Origin of the sequence: uncultured Thiohalocapsa sp., assembly GCF_913063425.1 — a bacterium.
Taxonomy (GTDB): Bacteria; Pseudomonadota; Gammaproteobacteria; order Chromatiales; family Chromatiaceae; genus Thiohalocapsa.
Genome location: NZ_CAJXYK010000034.1, coordinates 45,415 through 65,363 on the forward strand (window position 1 = coordinate 45,415; position 19,949 = coordinate 65,363).

Here is a 19,949-nt window from a genome sequence, read left to right on the forward strand (position 1 = left end):
CTGAAGCCCCACCGGGCGACCTTGAGCGGGACGCTGAAGCGGCGGCAGTCACAGCATCCGCAACCAGACTCCGCGAGGACACTTGATGAACATCTACGTCGGCAACCTTCCCTACAGCGTCACTGAGGGCGATCTGCGCGAGACCTTCTCGCAGTACGGCAGCGTCGACACCGTCAACATCATCACCGACCGTTTCAGCGGCGACTCCAAGGGCTTCGGCTTCGTGGAAATGGGCAACAACTCCGAGGCGGATGCTGCCATCAAGGCGCTCAACGGCACTGACTACAAGGGCCGGAACATCACCGTGAACCAGGCCCGCCCGAAGAGCGACCGCCCGGCGCGCGGCGGTGGTGGCGGGGGCCGTCGTTGGTAACAGCGGAGCGCTGAGCACTCACCCGGTCGCGCCGCGCGGCCGGTTGATCACTCCTACAAAGACGGGGACGGTATACTGAACTATCCCGTGCGCCGAACTGCTGCGACGCCGTGACCCAGGCGTCGGGCCTCGGGCGTTGCAGGCAATCACTGTCGGCTGTGCATTCGCGCCGGGTGCGCTTGGAATCCGCCTCGTGCTGGTGCTCTCCCCTCAGCCGGCAGGTGGAGCCTGCGGAGCAGGGGATTACGGTTACCGTCCCCGAATTTTGTGCACTTGGTTTGGGCGGCGGATGCAGCGGCAGCCGCGCGTGTCTTCTGCGTCGTACCGCCCGTGCGGGCTCGCAGAAACAGACGTCGCGGCAGGTGGGTATGAGGGGGTGGGTGGCGCTCCCTAGGGGATTCGAACCCCTGTTACCGGCGTGAGAGGCCGACGTCCTAACCGCTAGACGAAGGGAGCAGAAGTGCAGGCAAGAATCGCGTATTATACGTGAAACGTCGGGCCGCTCAAGGTGTGCGTCGCCCGCATCGACATCGGACCAGCATCGGACCGCCACCAGCCCGGCGACGGCGACGGCGACGGGCGCCCGGCAAACGCGAGTCCTGCGGTGCGGTTTGGCCGATGGCGGCCCGCGACCTCGTCACAGCCGCGGCCATGGCCACGGGCGCAGCCGGCGACGGCCCGCATCCTCCTGAACATGCGCTCCAGCCGCTCCAACCCCACCGCTCCAACCCCAGCCGCTCCACCCCTTGTCTTCAACAGCTGACCCAGAACCGCTGATCGTCCCGCGCGCGGAGCACAGCATCTCGCGCAGCAACATCAGTCAAAATGCGCTCAAGGTCCTGTACCGCCTGCGCGATGCAGGCCACGCGGCATATCTCGTCGGCGGCGGCGTGCGCGACCTGCTGCTCGGGCACGAGCCCAAGGACTTTGATGTGGCCACGGACGCCACGCCCGAGGAAGTGCGCCAGGTGTTCCGTAATTGCCGGCTCATCGGCCGTCGTTTTCGGCTGGCGCATGTGTTCTTCGGGCCGGAGATCATCGAGGTCGCCACGTTTCGCGCCAGCGCCATCCCCGCGGGGCAGGACGGCACCGACGACGACGGCGCGCGCACCGAGAACGGCATGATCCTGCGCGACAACGTCTACGGCAGCATCGCCGAGGACGCGCTGCGGCGGGATTTCACGGTCAATGCCCTCTATTACAACATTGCCGACTTCTCGGTGGTGGACTACGCAGGTGGCCTGGAAGACCTCAAGGCCGGGCGGCTCAGGCTTATCGGCGACGATGTGGAGGCCCGCTACCGCGAGGACCCGGTGCGCATGCTCCGGGCGGTGCGCTTCGCGTGCAAGCTGGGCTTCATGATCGATGCGCCCTGCGAGACCCCATTGCCGGAGCTGGCGCCCCTGCTGGGCGAGGTGCCGGCGGCGCGGCTGTTCGAGGAGGTGCTGAAGCTCTTCCATGCCGGCTATGGTCTGCATGCCTTCGAGAAGCTGCGCCACTACGGGCTGTTCGCGCAGCTCTTCCCGGCCGCCGATGCCTGTCTCGCGCGACAGGAGCACGAGTTCCCGATGGTCTTCGTGAGCCGCGGCCTGGACAACACCGACCGCCGCGTGCTGGACGGCAAGTCGGTGGTGCCGCCGTTCCTGTTCGCGGTGCTGCTGTGGGAGCCGGTGCGGCTGCGCTATGAGGCGCTGCTGGATGGCGGCACGCCCTGGGCGGACGCCATGGCGCTCGCGTCCCACGAGGTCGCCTCGGCCCAGCAGCGGCATGTGGCCATCCCCAAGCGCTTCGGCATGCCCATGCGCGAGATCTGGTCCCTGCAGCCGCGGCTTGAGCGCCGCCAGGGGCGCCGGCCCATGGCGCTGCTCGGCCATCCGCGCTTCCGGGCAGCCTACGACTTTCTGCTGCTGCGGGCCGAGGCCGGCGAAGTGGACCCGGAGCTGGCCGATTGGTGGACCAAGTTCCAGGACGCCAATCCGGGCGACCGCGCCAAGATGACCGGCGCGGGCAAGCGCCGCCGCCCGCGCCGGCGCCGCAAGCCGAAGGACGCCGCCGGGGGCTCCGGCAGCGAGGGCAGCGAGCGGGTGGCCGGGCTCCAGGGGCGCGCTGCCGGGGGTGACGGCGATGGCTGAGCCAGTGACCGGGCCACTGCTGGCCCGCGCGGAGACCGTCTACATCGGTCTCGGCGCCAACCTGGATGATCCGCGCCGGCACGTGGAGCGGGCGGCCGATGCGCTCACGCGGCTGCCGGCGAGCCGTGTCACGCAGGTGTCGCGGCTCTATCGCACGGCCCCCGTTGGCCCCGCGGACCAGCCAGACTACATCAACGCCGTCGCCCGGCTCGACACGCGGCTCGCCCCGCGGGCGCTGCTCGCGGCGCTCCAGGCCCTGGAGCGTGCGCATGGCCGGGTGCGTGACGGCACGCGCTGGGGGCCGCGGACGCTGGATCTGGACATCCTGATGTTCGGCGCCCGCCATGTCGCCTGGCCCGGGCTCACGCTGCCGCACCCGCAGGCGCGCCGGCGTGCCTTCGTGCTCGTGCCGCTCGCCGAAGTGGCGCCGCCCGGGCTGGACATTCCGGGGCAGGGCCGGCTCAGCGCGCTGCTGGCCGCCGTGCCCAAGCAGGGTGTTGCGCCGCTTGCGCCCATCCCGCTGCAATTGCCCGCTGGGCCGCTGCCGGCCGACCAGGCGCCGGACGCCGCCTGCGATGGCAAGTCGCCCCGCGCCGCCTTATCCTGAAGCCCGCGTCCCGGCGCCGCACCGCGAGCGCCTGCTTCTGCGCGCCGGGCGTCGTCCTGCCCCATCACCAGTGATCTGCGACCTGCCTCACGGAGCCCCGCCATGCCCGCAGCGCGAATCACCAGAGCCACCCTGGCGGCGATGAAGCGCCGCGGCGAGCCCATCGCCTGCCTCACCTGCTACGACGCCGCCTTCGCCGGGCTGCTGGAGGCGGCCGGTGTGGAGGTGCTGCTGGTGGGCGACTCCCTGGGCATGGTGCTTCAGGGCCAGCCCACCACGGTGCCGGTGCAGCTTCAGCACATGGTCTACCACAGCGCCTGCGTCAGCCGCGCCGCCGAGCGGGCGCTGGTGATCGCGGACATGCCCTTCCTGAGTTATGCCACCGACGACCGCGCGCTGACCGCCGCCGAGCGCCTGATGGGCGAGGGCGGTGCGGCCATGGTGAAGCTGGAAGGGGGCGGCGACCTTGCCGATACGGTGGCGCGGCTGACGCGCTTCGGTGTGCCCGTGTGCGCACACCTGGGGCTGTTGCCGCAGTCCGTGCACCGCCTCGGCGGCTATCGCTACCAGGGGCGGGACGACGCCGGCGCCGCCCGCATCCGTGCCGATGCGCTCGCGTTGCAGGACGCCGGGGCCGGCATGCTGGTGCTGGAGTGCGTGCCCGCCGCACTGGCGGAGGCCCTGTCCGGCGAGCTGCACATCCCCGTCATCGGCATCGGCGCCGGCAGCGCCTGCGACGGCCAGGTGCTGGTGCTGCACGACATGCTGGGCCTGCTGCCGGGGCGCGCGCCGAGCTTCAGCAAGGACTTCGCCGCCGGCTACGGCGGTGTCGCGGCGGCGCTCGCAGGCTATGTGGCGGAGGTGAAGGCGCGGACCTTTCCCGGCCCGGAGCACACCCTGCACTGAGGCTGGTCCGGGCGCCGACGCCGCGCGTCACATCCATGCCCCGATGAAGCCCAGCCCCGAGGAAGCCGGCCCCAAGGCAGACAGCCGCATGGAAACCCTGCACGACATCCCCGCACTGCGGTCCCGCCTTGCCGGCTGGCGGGCGGCGGGGCTGCGCATCGCGCTGGTACCCACCATGGGCAACCTGCACGAGGGCCATATCGCCCTGGTGCAGACGGCGCTGGCAGGTGCGGACCGCGTGGTCGCTACGGTGTTCGTGAATCCATTGCAGTTCGGCCCGGGGGAAGACCTGGACAGCTATCCGCGTACCCTCGCAGAGGATGCCAGGCAGCTTCAGGCCGTGGGCTGCCAGCTGCTGTTCGCGCCGGCGGAGGCCACCATGTACCCGCAGGGGCGCGCCGGCCACACGCAGGTGGAGGTGCCGGGGCTCTCGGCGGAGCTCTGCGGTGCAAGCCGCCCCGGCCACTTCCGCGGCGTCACCACCGTTGTCGCCAAGCTCTTCAACCTGGTGCAGCCGGACCTGGCCGTCTTTGGGCAGAAGGACTACCAGCAGCTGCTGTTGATCCGCCGCATGGCACTGGATCTCAACATGGACATCGAGATCGTCGGCCTGCCGACGGTGCGCGAGGCGGACGGGCTCGCCATGAGCTCCCGCAATGCTTATCTCACCGCGGCGGAGCGCGCACGGGCACCGGTGCTGTTTCGTACCCTCACGGCCGTCGCCGCCGCGGTGGCCGCGGGCACCAGCCCGGAGCAGGCCGAGCGCGATGCGGCCCAGGCGCTGCGCACGGCGGGCTTCGAGCCGGACTACGTGAGCGTGCGCCGACGCGTCGATCTGGCCCTGCCGGGGCCCGCCGACAGCGCGCTGGTGGTGCTGGCGGCGGCACACCTGGGCCGGGCACGGCTCATCGACAACCTGGAGCTGGATCGCCCGCTGCCCGTGCAGGGGTGATGCGGTCGCCGGGTCGCCGCCGGCCCGGTTGCTGCGTCTGCGCGGGGTTCCCAGTCGGTGACCGCGGTGCGACGCGCGGCTCAGCGCGCCGCCGGCTGTCAAGGAAACCCCGGATTCTGCTTGCGGTTCCGGGGCATGCGTTGCGACAATAGCGCCCATATTGCACCGCAGCAAACGCGCTGCGTCGAAGGGCTTGCCGTCGCTGCGGCGGAGTAACCGCAACAGCACCCCACATATCAAGACATCAGATTCAGGCCGCGGTTGTCCGTGCCCCTGCCCAGAGGAGGAATCCAGGCCATGCAACTCACGCTGCTCAAATGCAAGCTGCACCGTGCCTGCGTCACGCACGCGGAGCTGGACTACGAGGGCTCCTGCGCCATCGACGAGGAGCTGATGCGCCGTGCCGGCATCCGCGAGTACGAGCAACTGCACATCTACAACGTCACCAACGGCGAGCGCTTCACCACCTACGCCATCCGGGCGGAGGCGGGCTCCCGGATCATCTCCATCAACGGCGCCGCCGCACACAAGGCGCGCCCCGCCGACCGTGTCATCATCTGCTGCTACGCCGCCATGACGGAGCAGGAGGCCGCGGTCTTCAAGCCCGCCCTCATCTACTGCAACGAGCATAACGAAGTCACCGGCACCGGGGATGCCATCCCGGCGCAGGCCGCCTGAGGCGCGGCGCCGGAGCGGCACGCCTGCCGCGATTGCTGCGTGGGTGCGCTTTGTCGCGGCCGGAGGCCGCTGCCACGGCGTGCGGTGCGTCGGATCAGCCCCGCACCGTGTCGGGTGCCACCGCGCACAGCGGCGCCAGGCGCACAAGCCCCTGCGCCTGCTCGATGCACTCCAGCCGGATATCCCGCTCCAGGTGGCGCATCCAGCGGGTGGGGATATCGGTGGGCCCGTAGAGGGCGCCTGCGATCATGCCGGTGATGGCGCCGGTGGTGTCGGCGTCCCCGCCGCGGTTAACGCAGTCGATGAGTGCCGTCTCAAAGCTGTCGGTCGCGAACAACGCCTGGAACACCGTGCGCAGGGTATCGACGATGAACCCGCTCGGATTCTCGCTGCGCTTGCGCGTGTAGTCGAACACGGGGTCCTGTGCCACCAGCTCGTCGGCGATGGCCGCGAGGGCGGCACGGTCGCCGCCGAGCATCGCCGTCTGCACCATGCGCAGCACGCACAAGGTGCCGGCGTCCGACGTCGGGTTGTTGTGGGTGACGTGCGCCTGCGCCTGGTTGGCGGCGTCGATCTGGGCGATGTCCGAGCCGATGGTGGCCAGCGCCACCGGCAGGCAGCGCATGCAGGCGCCGTTGCCGGCGTCGAATTCGCTTGGGAGGGACTCCGGGTTGCCGGTGCGCCGGTAGGCGGCGATGCCGCGGCGCACGGTGTTGCCGATGTCGATGGGCTTGCGCCGCATCCAGTCACTGAACGCCTCGGCCGCGGCATGGGCGTCGACGCCGCCCGCGGCCAGGATGCTCCGGCCCAGGGCCAGGGCCATCTGGGTGTCGTCGGTGATCTGGCCGCGGCGGAGCTTGAGCCAGCCGCCGCCGGCCATGTCGCGGTGCACGCGGTAGGCGGCACGGATCTCGGATGGCGTCAGGAACTCCACCGTCGCGCCGAGCGCATCGCCGACGGCGAGGCCCAGATAGGCGCCGATGGCGCGCCGCTTGATGCGGTCGCCGCTGCCCTCCGCCAGGAACAGAAGCTCAGTTCTCAGGCCCGAAACAGGCATGGTAGTCGCTGCAGACCTCGCAGGAAGGTGCGCGGCAGGCATAGATGCCCTCGGCCTCGCACAGCTGTTTGTAAAGGAAGCGCTTCCATTTCATGTCCTTGACGTTACGCGCGGCGAGCGCCGGGAAGTTGCGCCGCATCAGTGCGGTGAGGTCGGCGCGCTGCCACAGCCCCAGGTCCTGCCAGAGGTGGTCACTGGCCATGCAGCCGGCAGCCACCACATGGGCCATCCAGACCTCGGAGGGCGAATCCCCCGCCTTGTCCATGAGCATCAGTTCGACCAGCTCATGGCGCTCGTCGTTCCGTGCCGGGTCGATCTGACGGCCCGGGCAGGGTGAGGCATTGAGCCGCAGGCCCGGAAAGTGATGGGCGAGCAGGCAGCTGAATGCCGCGGGCTCCAGCCCGAGCCAGTCCGGCAGGGCGCCGCCGCCGGCACAGAGGCTCGCGATCATGCAGGCGAAGGCCTCGTCATTGGGCTCGCCCGCCGCGTGCAGCGCCAGCCTGGCGTAGAGCGCATTGGCCAGCGCGTCGTTGGCGGCGTGGGCGGCCGGTGTCGGCGGTGCCGCCAGCTTCAGGCCGCTGCGGGTGCGCTTCGGGTCGTGCTGGTCGGCCTGTTGCCGGGCCGCGTGGGCTGGGCTGGCGCTCATGTCGCTGTCCATCCGTCTCTGCGTTGACTGTGCTCGGGCGCCGGCGGGCGGCGCCCGAGGTGCTTCAGTACTCCACCAGGATGTCTTCGTCGCGGACGATCATCTGGCAGGCCAGGCGCCATTCGCTCGGCACGTCTTCCACCATCAGCCGGTCGATGTCGTCCTGGGTGAGCTTGCCGAGGTCCTTCAGCACCGTACGCTCCTTCTCGGTGAGGTGGTAGCCCATGCGCTCCTTGTCGTCGATGCCGGTGACGCGCACCAGGCAATGGCCGCATTCACCGTCCTGGCAGTCGAACTGCACCGGGATCTTGTGCTCTTTCGCGATCTTGAGAATGGTCTCGGTGTGGCTGCCGGCCACGGCGTAGACCGTCTTGTCTTTGTATTCGGGGTTGGAGAAGGTGACGAGGGCCATGGTTTTGCTCCAAGTATCGAGTAGCGGGTTACGAGGTTCGAGTGTCGCGGGGCGGGTCGGAGGCACGGGGCGAAACCGCGTGACTCGTTACGCGCACCACGTCACTGGGTTCAGGCCGGCTTGACGGTACAGTCCCCGATTACCTGCGCCTGGCAGGCGAGGCGGTCGTGGCGGCCGGCCATGTTCTCCCGCAGGACCTTCTCTTCCAGCACCGAGGGCTCGGTGAGATTGTTCCAGCCCTCGGTGACATGCATCATGCAGGTGCCGCAGTCGCCTTCGCGGCAGCCGTAGATGATGCCGGCGCCGACCTTCTCGGAGACCTCGATGACGCGGATGCCGGCCGGCACATTCACGCTCTGGCCGATGTCTTCGAAGGTGAGTTTCGCTTTTGCCATGGGCAGTCCTCTGAATAATGGCCGATGCTGTGGCCGATTGGGTTGCGGGTTGGAACCATCTGCTGTGTGCGGACCGGATGCGTGCTGCCCGCGGTCCGTCGTTGTCTTTGCCGATCAGTGCTCAGCTGGTGATTGCCCGACGAAGCAACAGCTGTGATGCTGGCGCGCTTGCCGGCCAATCAATGCGGGCATGTCGGGCGTCTCACGCCAAGTCCGCGAAGTCGATGACGGGCTTCTGTGCGCCGCCGCCGGCCTCCGCCGCAGCGCCATCCGCGCCGGTCACCGCCTGCGCCAGGGCCTGGCCGAAGTCGCGGCAGTCGGCGAGCTCGGCGTCGGTGGGGATCAGCTTCAGGCGCAGCCCAGGCACCGGCACCCGCAGCTTCAGGCCGCGCAGCCGGTCCTCGATCATGGGCACCGCCTCGCCGCTCCAGCCGTAGGAGCCGAAGGCGGCACCCACCTTGCCGCGCAGGCTCACCACCGCCAGCGATGACAACAAATCCCAGACGGGTTTCACGGCATCGCCGTTCACGGTGGGTGAGCCGAGCGCGATGGCGTCCGCGGCCTCGATGAGGTCCACAAAGGGCTCGGTCTCGCCGCCGTCCAGGTCGTAAAGCGATACGCGGATACCGGGCACGCCCTCCGCACCGGCGGCGATGGCCTCGGCCATGCGCGCCGTGCTGCCGTAGGCGCTGAGATAGAACACCAGCAGGGTGCGCAGGGGCTTGGCGTCCGCCAGCACCGGCTCCAGCGCCATATCGGCGCCGGACAGCTCCCGGTAGCGGGCCACGTAACGTCGCGGGCGCTCGCGCAGGATGGGACCGTGGGTGGGCGCGATGAGCTTGAGCGGCAGGGGCTCGATGAGCTTGAGCGCGTCGAGCACGTGCGCCTTGAAGGGCCGCATGATGTGCGCGTAGTAGTACTCGAAAGCGAAGCGGAAGTCCCCGACCCGGTCATTGAAGAGCCGCGGGTCGCAGTGGTGGCAGCCGAAGACGTCGCCGGAGAAGAGCACCTGCTGCTCGGGCAGATAGGTGCACTGGGTGTCCGGCCAGTGCAGGAAAGGGGTGTGCAGGAACCGAAGCCGCCGGTCCCCGAGGTCGATCGCGTCGCCGGTGTCGACCGTGTCGTAGCGGATCTCCTGGTCGTCCGCCTTGAGCAGGGCCTTGAGCATGGCCGGTGCCCGCTTGGAGATGACCAGCTTCGCCCGCGGCGCCCGGCGCATCAGCTCCGGCAGGGCGCCGGAGTGGTCCGGCTCCAGGTGGTTCAGCACGATGACGCGGATCTCGTCATAGCCCGCCACCTGCTCCAGCCGCGCGAAGAAGGTGTCCGCGAACTCCGCCTTGACGGTGTCCACCACCGCGACCCCGGCACTGCCGCGCACGGCGTAGGCGTTGTAGGTGGTGCCGTTGGCCGTGCGCAGGATCAGGTCGAAGCGGCGCAGCGACGGGTCCAGCGCGCCGATCCAGTGCACGCCGTCGGCGATGGCGACGGGCGTCGTGCCGGTGCCGGGCTGGCCCTCGCTGCCGGCGGTGGTGCGGCTCATGGCTCGGCGCTCCCGACAGGACCGGCCTCGCTGCCGGGAGCCGGGCTGGTATGCCCGGCGCTGCTCTGGCCAACGCTGCTCTGCCCGGCGCTGCTTTGCCCGGCGCTGCTCTGCCCGGCGCTGCTCTGGTCGGTACTCCTCTGGCCGGTGCTGCTGGGGGCGGTGGCATCGGTGGCGCGCCGCCCGGTATCGGACCGGCAGGCGGCGGCGCGCGCATCGCAGGATGGCGCCCGGCTCTGTGGCGTCTGTGTCCCGCGTGCACAGCTGTCCAGCGCGCGGGCGGCCTCCGGCACACCCAGGGCCGCGAGCACCGGGCCCGGCAGGAAGCCGGCGCAGCGCCCGTGCGGCGAGTCGATCAGGGGCCGGCGGATCAGCAGCGGCTCTGCCACCAGCAGCGCCAGCGCCGCGCCGGCGTCCAAAGCGTCGATGTCGATGTCACCGTCGCGCACTGCGGGCGCGCTTGGGTTGAGCCAATCGCGCACCGGCATGCCGGCGAAATAGCGCGCCAGGTCGTCGGCTTCCCAGGCCGTGCGCAGCAGATCGCGCACCTCGAGCCTGTGCCCGAGACCCACAAGAAGCTGCTTCTGCCGGGCGTTGCCGATGCAGCCCGGCTTCTCGTAGAAGACGATGGCGGTCACCGTCCGGCGCCCTCCGGATACGTGTACGTTGGGGCGGCGTCGGGGTCGATGCCCGCGCGCAGGCAGATGAGGGCGCCATGACGGCGCCAGGCCCGCCGCGGCAGCCAGCCGCAGCGGGCGGGGCGGGGCAGTGACCGGCCGCGGTCCACCAGGTCCCGGTGAGCTGCGGCCGCCGCCAGCAACCGCGCCGGCAGGCGCCGGATGCCGTGCTTGGGCGCGGTGGCGTCCGGGGCCCTGCGGGCGGTGAGCAGGGCAGCGGTGTCGAAGACGAACATGGCGTTGCTCCCGGGCGGCGTTGGTGTTGCCTGCGGCTGGGCGCTGGACTGGGTGTTGGGCTGGACGCTGGACCGGACGTTGGGCTGGGCCTCGGGCTGGCACCCCGGGTGGATGCGAGCTGGGGTGGCGGGCCCGGCGCGTCAGCGCGCCCGGATCTCCGCCATGGCCTGGGCCTGTCGCTCCGGCGGGATGCCTGTGAGCGACCCGGCCGGGTTCACGGCCTCGCCGGCGGCGTCCAGGATGGCGCCCTCCACCGGGCAGATGCTCGCGCACTGCGGGTCGGCGTAGTCGCCCTCGCACTCGGTGCAGGCGCGGGCGTCGATGGTGAAGTGACTCATGGCGGGCGGCTCCGCGGGGCGGATCGCGTCGCTCGGGCAGAGCGGCTCGCAGGCCCAGCAGTTCACACAGCTGTCGATGATGCGGTAGGCCATGGTTGGCTCCTTGGGTGTCTGGTGATAGGTCGCGGCTGGTGCGGATCGGGCCTGTCAGTCCGGAGTCTGCAGAGCCACCCGGGAGCGGGCTGAATCGCGCCGCCTCAGGCCGACAGGGCCGCGGCCTCGGCAGGCGCGTCCAGCCGGCCCTCCGCCAGCAGCTCCCGGTAGACGGCGGCGACCGCGTCCTCGATGGGCTCCATCGCGTGCTCCCCGTTGGGCACCAGGCCGGCGGCCTCGAGGCGGTCCCAGGGCTCGATGCCGATCTTCGAGCAGAGCACGCCGGTGACGCCCTCCAGGGTGCGGATGGTCTTGCCCAGCGCGTCCTCGGCCTCGCCGCAGGTGTCGCCGCCGGCGCAGTAGAGGTCCACCTTGCGGGCGGCGAGGAAGCGCACGTCCACGCCCTCGCCGACGCCGGCGGCCTCGTAGATCAGAAACTCCCGGGCGTGGCCGAAGTGCTCGTTGATGACACCGCTGCCCGTGGTGGCGACGGCGAAGCGGGCTGTGGGCGCCGCAGCAGGTGCCGGCCGCGGCTTGCTGCGCTTGAGGGACGTGATCGGGACGAAGGTCTCGCTGGGCTGATCGGGGCGTTGCTGCTGCTGCGCCGTCCGGTTGGCCTCGATGGCCGCGTGCACCTCGGCGCGGCGGGCCATGGCGGCTTCGTAGTCGATGTCCATGGCCGCGACCTTCTCATTGGTGAACTCCGCACCCCGATCCTCGCCCAGCATGCCGACGGCGTCCGCGCGGCACTGCCGGCAGTGGCGCATCATGGCCATGTCCCCGGCGCACGCGTCCTGCAGCGCCTGCAGCTCCTCATTGCTCGGCCCGCGCTGGCCCATGAGCCCATAGAAGGTGCCGTGCTCGGGCTCGGCGATGAGCGGCATCACGTTGTGCAGGAAGGCGCCCTTGGCCTTGACGACCCGGCTGACTTCTTTGAGGTGCGCGTCGTTGACGCCCGGGATCAGCACCGAGTTGACCTTCACCAGCACGCCCCGGTCGCAGAGCATCTGGAGCCCTTTCTGCTGCTGCTCGATGAGGATTTTCGCGGCCTTCACGCCCTTGATGCGGCGGTTGTTCCAGAAGATCCACGGGTAGATCTTGGCGCCGATCTCGGGGTCCACGCAGTTGATGGTGATGGTGACGTGGTCGATGTTGTGCTGGCAGATCTCGTCCACCAGCTCCGGCAGTGCCAGGCCGTTGGTGGAGACGCAGAGCTTGATGTCCGGGGCCTTTGCAGACAATTCGCGGAAGGTGGCCAGCGTGCGCTCCGGGTTCGCCAGCGGGTCGCCGGGTCCGGCGATGCCGAGCACCGTCATCTGCGGGATCTCCGCCGCCACCGCCAGCGTCTTGGCCACCGCCTGCTCCGGCGTCAGCAGCTCCGAGACCACACCCGGGCGCGACTCATTGGAGCAGTCGTACTTGCGGTTGCAGTAGTGGCACTGGATGTTGCAGGCCGGTGCCACCGCCACATGCATCCGCGCGTAGTGGTGATGCGCGTCCTCCGAGAAGCACGGATGGTTGTGCACCTTGGCGCGGATGTGCTCCGGCAGGTGCGCGAGCTTGTCGGAGCCTGAGCCGCAGCCGCTTGAAGAGCAGCCGCCGCCGGCGGCAGGTGACTTGGGTTGGTCCAGTGCTTCGAGCGCCATCGCGCGTCCCCCTTGCAATCGGTCGTGTTCGATGCGGCACCGGCCGGCGGTGCAGAGCATGATTCGCAGTGCCTGGCAGGGTTTAAGCAAGCACCGTGCCGGCATACTCCAGGTTGCGCAGGTGATTGTTTGCAAAGGGATGCGTGGGATGCGTGCGTCAGCGGGCCGCGGGCTTGTCGCAAGCGTGACAGGTGGGGAAGGTCGGATTGTCGGGTCCGGTACCGGGCTTGTGTGGCTGGTCAGGCCGTCATTCGCCACCGACGCAACGCCGCGGTTGGTCTGTGGGCGGCCCGTGCCTGGCCCGGTTTCGGCATCTGGGCGGCGCCGTTCGCCGCCGCACGCCGGCCCAGGTACGCGAGCGCGTCGCCGGCCGCTGCACTCGTTGCACTCGTTCCCAAGCTCTGCTTGGGAATGCGGTCCCGAAGCTCCGCTTCGCGTCGCTCGGGAAGCAGAGCTTCCCGGCCGAGTTCCCAAGCGTAGGTTGGGAACCAGTTGGCGTCGGGCTCACCGAGCTTCGAAGCGCCATCGAACGCGTTCTGAACGCGCAGATTGCAGCCGTGGCAGGCCACATGCAGCGGGGCATGCCGCACCGACTTGCGTCGGGGCATTTATTATTACTTTAGCAAGTGCTAATATATTGCCATTCGGGTCGCTCGTCGCCGCGTCGCTCACCCGCACGCCGTGGGTCAGCGCAGCGCACAGGTCCCCGGGCCTGAGGCGCGTCCCGACCATCAACGCAACGCAACTTTCGGAGTGGATTCATGCACGGGGAAATGACTGAGCAGAGCTTATCGGACGCGCATCGGGACAGCGTCGATGCGCACGCACTGACCATCGGCAGCGTGGCGCCGTCCATGCCATGGCAATGGCTGCGGCAGGGCTGGGGCACGCTTGGGCGCACGCCCTTCGTGAGTACCTTCTATGGTGGGCTGTGCGCGGCCGCCGGGCTCGGCGCCGTGATGATGAGCCAGGCGATGCCGGGGCTCACGGTGAAGTTCGTCATCGGGCTCCTGATGCTGGGGCCGTTCCTGGCGGCGGGCCTGTACGTGACGGCGCGACGCAGCCTGGCGGGGGACCGCACCGGCATCGGCCGCAGCCTGGCGCTGGATGCCTCGCGCCGCTCCAGCCTGGCACTGTTCGGGCTGGTGCTGGTGATGGTGGTGTCCTTCTGGCTCATGGCCACTGCGGTGCTGTTCGCGCTCAAGGTCACCACGGTGGCGCCCACGGCCTACACCGGCTTCCTCGGCGGCGGCCTTCAGCATCCGCTGATGCTGCTGTTCACCCTGGGCAGCGGTGCGCTGCTCGCCGCGGCCGTTTTCGCCTCGAGCATCGTTGCCGTGCCGCTCATCGTTGATCGCGACGCGGGCCCCATCGCCGCCGTCCAGGCCAGCTGGCGGGCGGTGACTGCCAACCCCAGGCCCATGTTGCTCTGGGCCGCCATCATCGTCGGCCTGATGCTGGTGGGCGCCGCGACGGCCTTCATCGGCATGCTGGTGATCTTCCCGCTGCTCGGTTATGCCAGCTGGCATGCCTATCGGGACTTGATTCCGGAGGCTTGAGCGACGCGGCCGCGGCCGGGTCCGGTGCGACTGCGCAGGCATTGCGCTCGGACCCTGCCGCGGAACGCAGCCCACCCGGCGCGCGCCGGCAGTGGCGGATTGCCGGGGCCTTTTCGCTGGACACCTCCCCCGCAGCGCATCGGCGCGATGGGCCGTCGCGCCCGCCATCGAGCCCCCGGCCCGCAGCAGGTCGGTGGGTTTCTTCACAGCCGCTCAGCCCTGCTGCGCCTCCGCGGGCACCTGCGCTCGCCGTCGCCGCACCAACGCCTTCTCCAGCTCCACAATGAACAGCACCGAGGCGGCCACCAGCACGATGCGCAGCCAGATGCCCGCATCGATGGCCGCGGTGCCGAACAGGGCCTGCATGGGCGGCAGATAGGTGAAGGCGAGCTGGAACAGGATCAGCAGGCCCACCGCATAGAGCACATAGCGGTTGCCGAAGAGACCTCGGAGGTTCAGCACCGGTGCGGTCGTGTAGCGGGAGTTGAACAGGTAGAAGATCTCGAACATCACGAGCGTGTTCACGGCCACGGTGCGGGCCTGCTCGATGGGCGCGCCCTGGTATCGCTCCCACAGGAAGAGCCCGAAGGTGCCGGCGGTGAGGATCAGCGACACATAGGCGATGCGCCACAGGAACAGGGCCGACAGCACCGGCTCGCGGGCATTGCGCGGCGGGCGCGTCATGACGCCCGGCTCCGGCGGCTCGAAGGCGAGCGCCAGGGCCAGGGTCACGGCGGTGATCATGTTCACCCAGAGGATCTGCACCGGCGTCAACGGGAACTGGTGAAAGCCGAACAGGATGGCCCCCAGCACCACCAGGGCCTCGCCGCCGTTGGTGGGCAGGATGAACAGGATGGCCTTCTTCAGGTTGTCGTAGACGGTGCGGCCCTCCTCCACGGCGTTGGCGATGGACGCGAAGTTGTCGTCCGCCAGCACCATCTCCGCTGCTTCTTTGGCGGCCTCGGTGCCGTTGATGCCCATGGCGACGCCGACGTCGGCGCGCTTCAGGGCCGGCGCGTCGTTGACGCCGTCACCGGTCATGGCCACCACGGCGCCCGATTGCTGCAGCAGCTGCACCAGGCGCAGCTTGTGCTCCGGCGTGACCCGGGCGTAGATGTCCACCTCCTGGGCGCGCCGGCGCAGCTCGGCGTCGTCCAGTGTGTCGAGCTGTGCGCCGGTGAGGGCCTCGCCCGCGTTCTCGAGACCCACCTGGGCCGCGATGGAGCGGGCGGTGGCGGCATGGTCGCCGGTGATCATCTTCACGCGGATGCCGGCATCCCGGCAGGTGCGCACGGCGGCGATGGCCTCCTCCCGCGGCGGGTCCATGAGCCCGAACAGGGCGAGCAGGGTCAGGTCGCCGTCCACGTCCTGGAAATCGAGCTCCGAGCGATGCGGCTCTGCCGGCTTCACGGCCACCGCCAGCACCCGCTGGCCGGCGGCGGCCAGGGCCTCCATGCGCGCCTCCCAGGCGGCACGGTCCAGGGGCGCGTCGCCGTCCGCGCCGCGCTCGGTGCTGCATTTGTCGAGCAGGGCCTCCGGGGCGCCCTTCACATAGATAAAGGACTCGCCCGCGTGGCTGTGGTGCAGGGTGGCCATGAACTTGTGGCCGGACTCGAAGGGGATCAGGTCTGTGCGGGGAAAGCGCTTGGCGACGGCCTCCAGATCGACGCCGGCCTTCGTCGCCGCCACCAGCAGGGCGCCCTCCATGGGGTCGCCGTGCACCCGCCAGGGCGCGCCGTCCTGCGCATCCAGTGATGCATCGTTACACAGCACCACGGCGCGCAGGGCCTCGACGAGCTGTGCGTCCTCCTGGGGGCGCAGCAGGGCATCGCCGTCGTGCATGAAGGCGCCGTGCGGGTCGTAGCCGGTGCCCGTGACGCTGAGCGCCCGCTCTCCGGTGTGCACGCTGGCCACGGTCATGGCGTTGCGGGTCAGGGTGCCGGTCTTGTCGGAGCAGATGATGCCGACGGTGCCCAGCGTCTCCACCGCCGGCAGCCGGCGGATGATGGCGTTGCGCCCGGCCATGCGCTGCACGCCGATGGCGAGCGTGATGGTCATGATGGCCGGCAGGCCCTCCGGGATGGCCGCCACGGCCAGGCCCACGGAGGCCAGGAACATCTCCGCGGCGGTGTAATTGCGCACCAGGATGCCGAAGGCGAAGCTCGCCGAGGCCAGCACCAGAATGGCCGCCGTGAGCCAGCGCCCGAACTGCGCCATCTGCCGCAGCAGCGGTGTGGTGAGCTGCTCCACATTGGCCACCATGGCGCTGATGCGGCCGATCTCCGTGTCGGCCCCGGTGGCGGCCACCACGCCGGTGCCCTGGCCATGGGTCACCAGGGTGCCGGAGTAGGCCATGCAGCGGCGGTCCGCGAGCGGCGTCTGCACCGGCAGCGCCGCCACGACCTTATCCACGGGTACGGATTCGCCGGTGAGCGGTGCCTCTTCGATCTGCAGGCCCTTGGCCCGCACCAGCCGCAGGTCCGCCGGCACCTTGTCGCCTGACTGGAGCTGCACCAGGTCGCCGGGCACCAGCTCGGCGGCGTCCACGGTGACCAGCCGGCCGCCGCGCCACACCATGGCCTGGGGCGAGAGCATGTTGCGGATGGCCTTGAGCGCGTCCTCGGCCTTGCCTTCCTGCACGAAGCCGATGGCGGCATTCACCAGCACCACACCGAAGATGACGCCGGCATCCAGCCAGTGCTGCAGCAGCGCTGTCACCAGCCCGGCCGCCAGCAGCACATAGATGAGCACGTTGTGGAACTGCGCCAGGAAGCGCAGCCAGGGGCCGCGGGTCTTCGGCTCCGGCAGTCGGTTGGGGCCGTGTGCGTCGAGCCGCTGCCGGGCCTCGTGGGGGCTCAAGCCCTCATGGCCGCCGTCGAGCCGGGCCTGGGCCTCCTCGGCGCTCAGGTGATGCCAGGCAGGCTCCCCCCGGGGAGGCTGTTTGGCCGTGGGCGCGCGCAGCTCGCGGCGCCCGCCCCGGTCCACGAAGCCGCCGACGATGACGACGGTCATGATCGCCAGGAGTCCGATGATCCACTCCATGGCGATGATGTCGAAGATCAGGATGTCGCTTTCGAGCATGGCGCCCTCCACCTGCGTTGCAGCCAATCCGCTGAAGCCAAGCTTACGACACCACTTCGGGTGCATTGACGCCCGGGGGGTGCGGGTCCGGCGAAGGTCCGGGCGGTGCGGGCGCGCGCTGCTGCATGGCGCCCGCAAAGCCGTGGCAGCGTTGTGGGAATGGCTGGCTGCGGACTGGATGCCGCGCTGTCAGCGGTTGGACCAAGCAGCGGCGCTGACCCGGACGCGCGAGCTGGTGCCTTGATTGGCGGAGACCTACAACCGCATCAACGCCTACAGCAGCGAACGCTTCGCCGGCGTCAGCGACCACCGGCCCACGCCCGTGACTGAAGCCAGCGGGTCGGGCCGCTGACAGGAGGGGTGTCGGCCCGCGGCGGACTCAGTCCGCGGCCTCGGGCAGCCAGTCCTCGCTCAGCATGTCTGCAAGCATGAATGGGCAGCTGTCGGGGAACCGCTCGGGGGCGAGTCCCGTCTGCTTCGCGGCGGCACGTCGGGCCTTGCGGTAACAGGTGGCCAGCTGCTCGGCGGGGTAGGGCCTCAGGCTCGGGCTGTCTTCGAGCGCAAGCTGGATCTGCAGGCGCGCATCGGCGATCGAGTCCCGCCAGCTGTCGGAGCGCCGTTCCGGCTGATGGCGCCACTTGAGCAGATGCACCAGTAATCGGATCAGCTGGCTTGCGATGCCGCGCCGCTCGCTCTTGCCCAAGTCCTCCACCTCCTCGGCCAGGTGCTCCGCATCCAGCTCCTGCCAGCGGCCCTCGCGGATCAGCCGGGCGGTCTGCGCCAGCCAGGCCTGGTAATCGGAGGCATAGTCGCTGTTCATCCTGGTCACCGCTGCGGACGCCGTGTGTGTGGAGACAATAGCGCCGGCCCCGAGGGGCCACAAGCGATGGGCGGTGGGCGCGCTGCGCTTTGCGCCCGCCCCGATGTCTGCGGTCACGAGCGCCGTCAAGCCCGTGTCGCACCGGTGCGGACCAGCCGGCCGCCCTCCAAGACCTGTTGCAGTCTGCCAAGCGGCTGACCCTGCCGGCGCGCCGCTTCGGCTGGCGCAGGCGCACCGGACTGGGCTCCCGCTTGACCCAGCGCAGCCAAACCGCGGGTAGCCGTCAGCTCCCTCGCCAAGCCCTTGATCCCGGCCGGGATGCGCCTGCGGACGGCATTGACGCCCCTGCGGGGAGTGTCTATTTTACTTGACACTCAATCGTGACAAACGGCTGTGACAGGGGTTTCGCCGCCGCCTGTGAGCCGGTTTCCAGCAGCGGGAGGCAAGGCCGATGGACGTACTGCAACGCATCGAGCAGGCCCTGGAGGCGGCGCTCACGCTGGGCCTGGCCGAGGACGGCCCGCCCAAGCTCGCCCGCGCCGTGCGCCATGCGGTGCTGACGCCGGGCTCGCGCGCCCGCCCGCGGCTGCTGCTGGCGGTGGCGGAGGCCTGCGGCGACGACGCGCCGGCGGTGGCCGATGCCGCCGCGGCCTCGCTGGAGCTCATGCACTGTGCCTCGCTGGTGCACGACGATATGCCCGTCTTCGACGACGCCGACACCCGCCGCGGTGCGCCCACGGTGCACCGGTTGTTCGAGCAGCACGGCGAGCAGCTGGCCCTGCTGACCGGCGATGGGCTCATTGTGCTCGCCTTCGAAAACCTCGCCTGGCACACCCGCCTGCACCCGGAGCGGCTCGGGCCCCTGACCCTGATCATCGCCCGCGCCGTGGGCGTGGGCCACGGCATCGTCGCCGGTCAGGCCTGGGAGTGCGAGACCGATGTGGATCTCACCCAGTACCACCGCGAGAAGACCGCTGCGCTCTTCTCCGCTGCCACCGAGGCCGGCGCCGCCGCCGCGGGCATGAACCCGACCCCCTGGCGCACGCTCGGCGAGAACCTGGGCCTGGCCTATCAGGTGGCGGACGACCTGCGAGATGTGGCCGGCGATGCCGCCGAGCTCGGCAAGCCGGTGGGGCAGGACGCCGCCCACGAGCGCCCGAGCGCCGTGTCCCAGCTGGGGGTGGACGGCGCCGTGGCCAGGCTCGGGGACCTGCTGATGGAGGCCGTCGATTCCATCCCGGACTGCCCGGGCCGCGATCAGCTCGCCGCCATGGCGCAGGCGGAGCTGGACCGGCTGCTGCCGGCGGCGCTGCACGCCAAGGGCTGAGTGCTGAGGGTCTAGGGGAATACCTCATTTGCCGCCCTCAGCCCTTTTTGCCTCGCGCCCTGGAAAAACAAAAACCGAACGATTGACTAGGAATCTATCCCGTGGAGCTACCTTTCCTTGACCGCTGGCGCGCCTGGCGCGATGCCAAGCTCGCGAGTCCCGCCTTTCAGCGCTGGGCGGCGGACTTTCCACTCACCCGCTTCGAGGCCGCCCGCCGTGCCCGCGGCCTGTTCGACATCACCGCCGGCTTCGTCTACTCGCAGATCCTGTTCGCGCTGGTGGAGCTGGAGCTGTTCGATAAGCTGGCGGACAAACCCCGTACCGCCGCTGACTTGGCACCGGAGATGGGGATGGACATGGCCGCCGCGGACCGCCTGCTGCGCGCCGGCGTCGCCATCGATCTGCTGGAGCGCCGCGGCAAGGATGCGGCCGGTACCGTTCGCTACGGTCTCGGTAAGCTCGGCATCGCCATG

Annotated in this window: 21 protein-coding genes and 1 tRNA gene; 9 read left to right on the top strand and 13 right to left on the bottom strand. The window is 70.0% G+C overall.

Annotated features, from left to right (window positions below; all coding sequences use genetic code 11):
• The first annotated feature begins 85 nt into the window (after window positions 1–85).
• Window positions 86–373 carry an RNA-binding protein gene (locus QZ607_RS17210; protein ID WP_295885131.1) on the top strand — a complete coding sequence of 96 codons (288 nt, stop codon included), beginning with the start codon at window positions 86–88 and terminating at the stop codon, window positions 371–373.
• A 381-nt stretch (window positions 374–754) separates the two neighbouring features.
• Here QZ607_RS17210 and QZ607_RS17215 read toward each other — a convergent pair.
• Window positions 755–829 (bottom strand) — tRNA-Glu (locus tag QZ607_RS17215).
• A 290-nt stretch (window positions 830–1,119) separates the two neighbouring features.
• On the opposite strand from QZ607_RS17215, the gene pcnB reads away from it, so the two are divergent.
• From pcnB to panD, 5 genes are all read left to right on the top strand, one after another.
• Window positions 1,120–2,505 (top strand): polynucleotide adenylyltransferase PcnB, encoded by a 1,386-nt coding sequence (pcnB, locus tag QZ607_RS17220; protein ID WP_295885134.1) that lies wholly within the window; start codon window positions 1,120–1,122, stop codon window positions 2,503–2,505.
• Window positions 2,498–3,112, top strand: a complete 615-nt coding sequence (gene folK, locus QZ607_RS17225; protein ID WP_295885137.1) for a 2-amino-4-hydroxy-6-hydroxymethyldihydropteridine diphosphokinase — start codon at window positions 2,498–2,500, stop codon at window positions 3,110–3,112. The genes pcnB and folK overlap by 8 nt, the downstream gene beginning before the upstream one ends.
• Window positions 3,113–3,214: 102 nt before the next feature.
• A complete protein-coding gene (panB, locus tag QZ607_RS17230) occupies window positions 3,215–4,018 on the top strand; it encodes a 3-methyl-2-oxobutanoate hydroxymethyltransferase (protein WP_295885140.1) in 804 nt (267 codons plus the stop codon).
• A gap of 88 nt (window positions 4,019–4,106) precedes the next feature.
• Window positions 4,107–4,970, top strand: coding sequence for a pantoate--beta-alanine ligase (gene panC, locus QZ607_RS17235; RefSeq protein WP_295885189.1), 864 nt, complete (start codon window positions 4,107–4,109; stop codon window positions 4,968–4,970).
• Between the two features lie 297 nt (window positions 4,971–5,267).
• Entirely contained in the window at window positions 5,268–5,648 is a 381-nt protein-coding gene (gene panD, locus QZ607_RS17240) for an aspartate 1-decarboxylase (RefSeq protein ID WP_295885144.1), read from the top strand.
• Window positions 5,649–5,742: 94 nt separating this feature from the next.
• On the opposite strand, the gene draG is transcribed toward panD, so the two are convergent.
• The 10 genes from draG to QZ607_RS17290 all read right to left on the bottom strand — a co-directional run bounded on the left by draG (window position 5,743) and on the right by QZ607_RS17290 (window position 13,297).
• The gene (gene draG, locus QZ607_RS17245; protein ID WP_295885148.1) at window positions 5,743–6,705 is read right to left on the bottom strand and encodes an ADP-ribosyl-[dinitrogen reductase] hydrolase; all 963 of its coding nucleotides are present in this window, start codon (window positions 6,703–6,705) and stop codon (window positions 5,743–5,745) included.
• Window positions 6,680–7,351 carry a nitrogen fixation protein NifQ gene (locus QZ607_RS17250; RefSeq protein WP_295885150.1) on the bottom strand — a complete coding sequence of 224 codons (672 nt, stop codon included), beginning with the start codon at window positions 7,349–7,351 and terminating at the stop codon, window positions 6,680–6,682. Before QZ607_RS17250 ends, draG begins: the two co-directional genes overlap by 26 nt.
• Window positions 7,352–7,415: 64 nt before the next feature.
• Window positions 7,416–7,763, bottom strand: coding sequence for a 2Fe-2S iron-sulfur cluster binding domain-containing protein (locus tag QZ607_RS17255; protein ID WP_295885152.1), 348 nt, complete (start codon window positions 7,761–7,763; stop codon window positions 7,416–7,418).
• Between the two features lie 110 nt (window positions 7,764–7,873).
• Window positions 7,874–8,158: a 2Fe-2S iron-sulfur cluster binding domain-containing protein gene (locus QZ607_RS17260; RefSeq protein ID WP_295885154.1), complete on the bottom strand. Its 285-nt coding sequence runs from the start codon at window positions 8,156–8,158 to the stop codon at window positions 7,874–7,876.
• 202 nt (window positions 8,159–8,360) lie between these two features.
• Entirely contained in the window at window positions 8,361–9,698 is a 1,338-nt protein-coding gene (locus QZ607_RS17265) for an FprA family A-type flavoprotein (RefSeq protein ID WP_295885156.1), read from the bottom strand.
• Window positions 9,695–10,336, bottom strand: coding sequence for an ArsC/Spx/MgsR family protein (locus tag QZ607_RS17270; protein ID WP_295885158.1), 642 nt, complete (start codon window positions 10,334–10,336; stop codon window positions 9,695–9,697). Before QZ607_RS17270 ends, QZ607_RS17265 begins: the two co-directional genes overlap by 4 nt.
• A complete protein-coding gene (locus QZ607_RS17275; RefSeq protein ID WP_295885160.1) occupies window positions 10,333–10,611 on the bottom strand; it encodes a hypothetical protein in 279 nt (92 codons plus the stop codon). The genes QZ607_RS17270 and QZ607_RS17275 overlap by 4 nt, the downstream gene beginning before the upstream one ends.
• A 141-nt stretch (window positions 10,612–10,752) precedes the next feature.
• Entirely contained in the window at window positions 10,753–11,043 is a 291-nt protein-coding gene (locus QZ607_RS17280) for a 4Fe-4S dicluster domain-containing protein (RefSeq protein ID WP_295885163.1), read from the bottom strand.
• A gap of 104 nt (window positions 11,044–11,147) precedes the next feature.
• A complete protein-coding gene (gene nifB / locus QZ607_RS17285) occupies window positions 11,148–12,689 on the bottom strand; it encodes a nitrogenase cofactor biosynthesis protein NifB (protein WP_295885165.1) in 1,542 nt (513 codons plus the stop codon).
• A gap of 239 nt (window positions 12,690–12,928) precedes the next feature.
• Window positions 12,929–13,297, bottom strand: a complete 369-nt coding sequence (locus QZ607_RS17290; RefSeq protein ID WP_295885167.1) for a hypothetical protein — start codon at window positions 13,295–13,297, stop codon at window positions 12,929–12,931.
• Window positions 13,298–13,462: 165 nt separating this feature from the next.
• On the opposite strand from QZ607_RS17290, the gene QZ607_RS17295 reads away from it, so the two are divergent.
• The gene (locus tag QZ607_RS17295; RefSeq protein WP_295885169.1) at window positions 13,463–14,248 is read left to right on the top strand and encodes a DUF2189 domain-containing protein; all 786 of its coding nucleotides are present in this window, start codon (window positions 13,463–13,465) and stop codon (window positions 14,246–14,248) included.
• 213 nt (window positions 14,249–14,461) lie between these two features.
• Here the strand turns inward: QZ607_RS17295 and QZ607_RS17300 are convergent, their stop codons facing one another.
• Both QZ607_RS17300 and QZ607_RS17305 read right to left on the bottom strand, forming a co-directional pair.
• Window positions 14,462–17,329, bottom strand: coding sequence for a cation-transporting P-type ATPase (locus QZ607_RS17300; protein ID WP_295885172.1), 2,868 nt, complete (start codon window positions 17,327–17,329; stop codon window positions 14,462–14,464).
• Window positions 17,330–17,708: 379 nt separating this feature from the next.
• A complete protein-coding gene (locus QZ607_RS17305; protein ID WP_295885175.1) occupies window positions 17,709–18,149 on the bottom strand; it encodes a DUF29 domain-containing protein in 441 nt (146 codons plus the stop codon).
• A 451-nt stretch (window positions 18,150–18,600) separates the two neighbouring features.
• Between QZ607_RS17305 and QZ607_RS17310 the strand changes: the two genes are divergently transcribed.
• Entirely contained in the window at window positions 18,601–19,476 is an 876-nt protein-coding gene (locus tag QZ607_RS17310; protein ID WP_295885178.1) for a polyprenyl synthetase family protein, read from the top strand.
• A 101-nt stretch (window positions 19,477–19,577) separates the two neighbouring features.
• Window positions 19,578–19,949, top strand: a 372-nt coding sequence (locus QZ607_RS17315) for a methyltransferase dimerization domain-containing protein (protein ID WP_295885181.1), incomplete at its 3' end; no start/stop codon positions are given.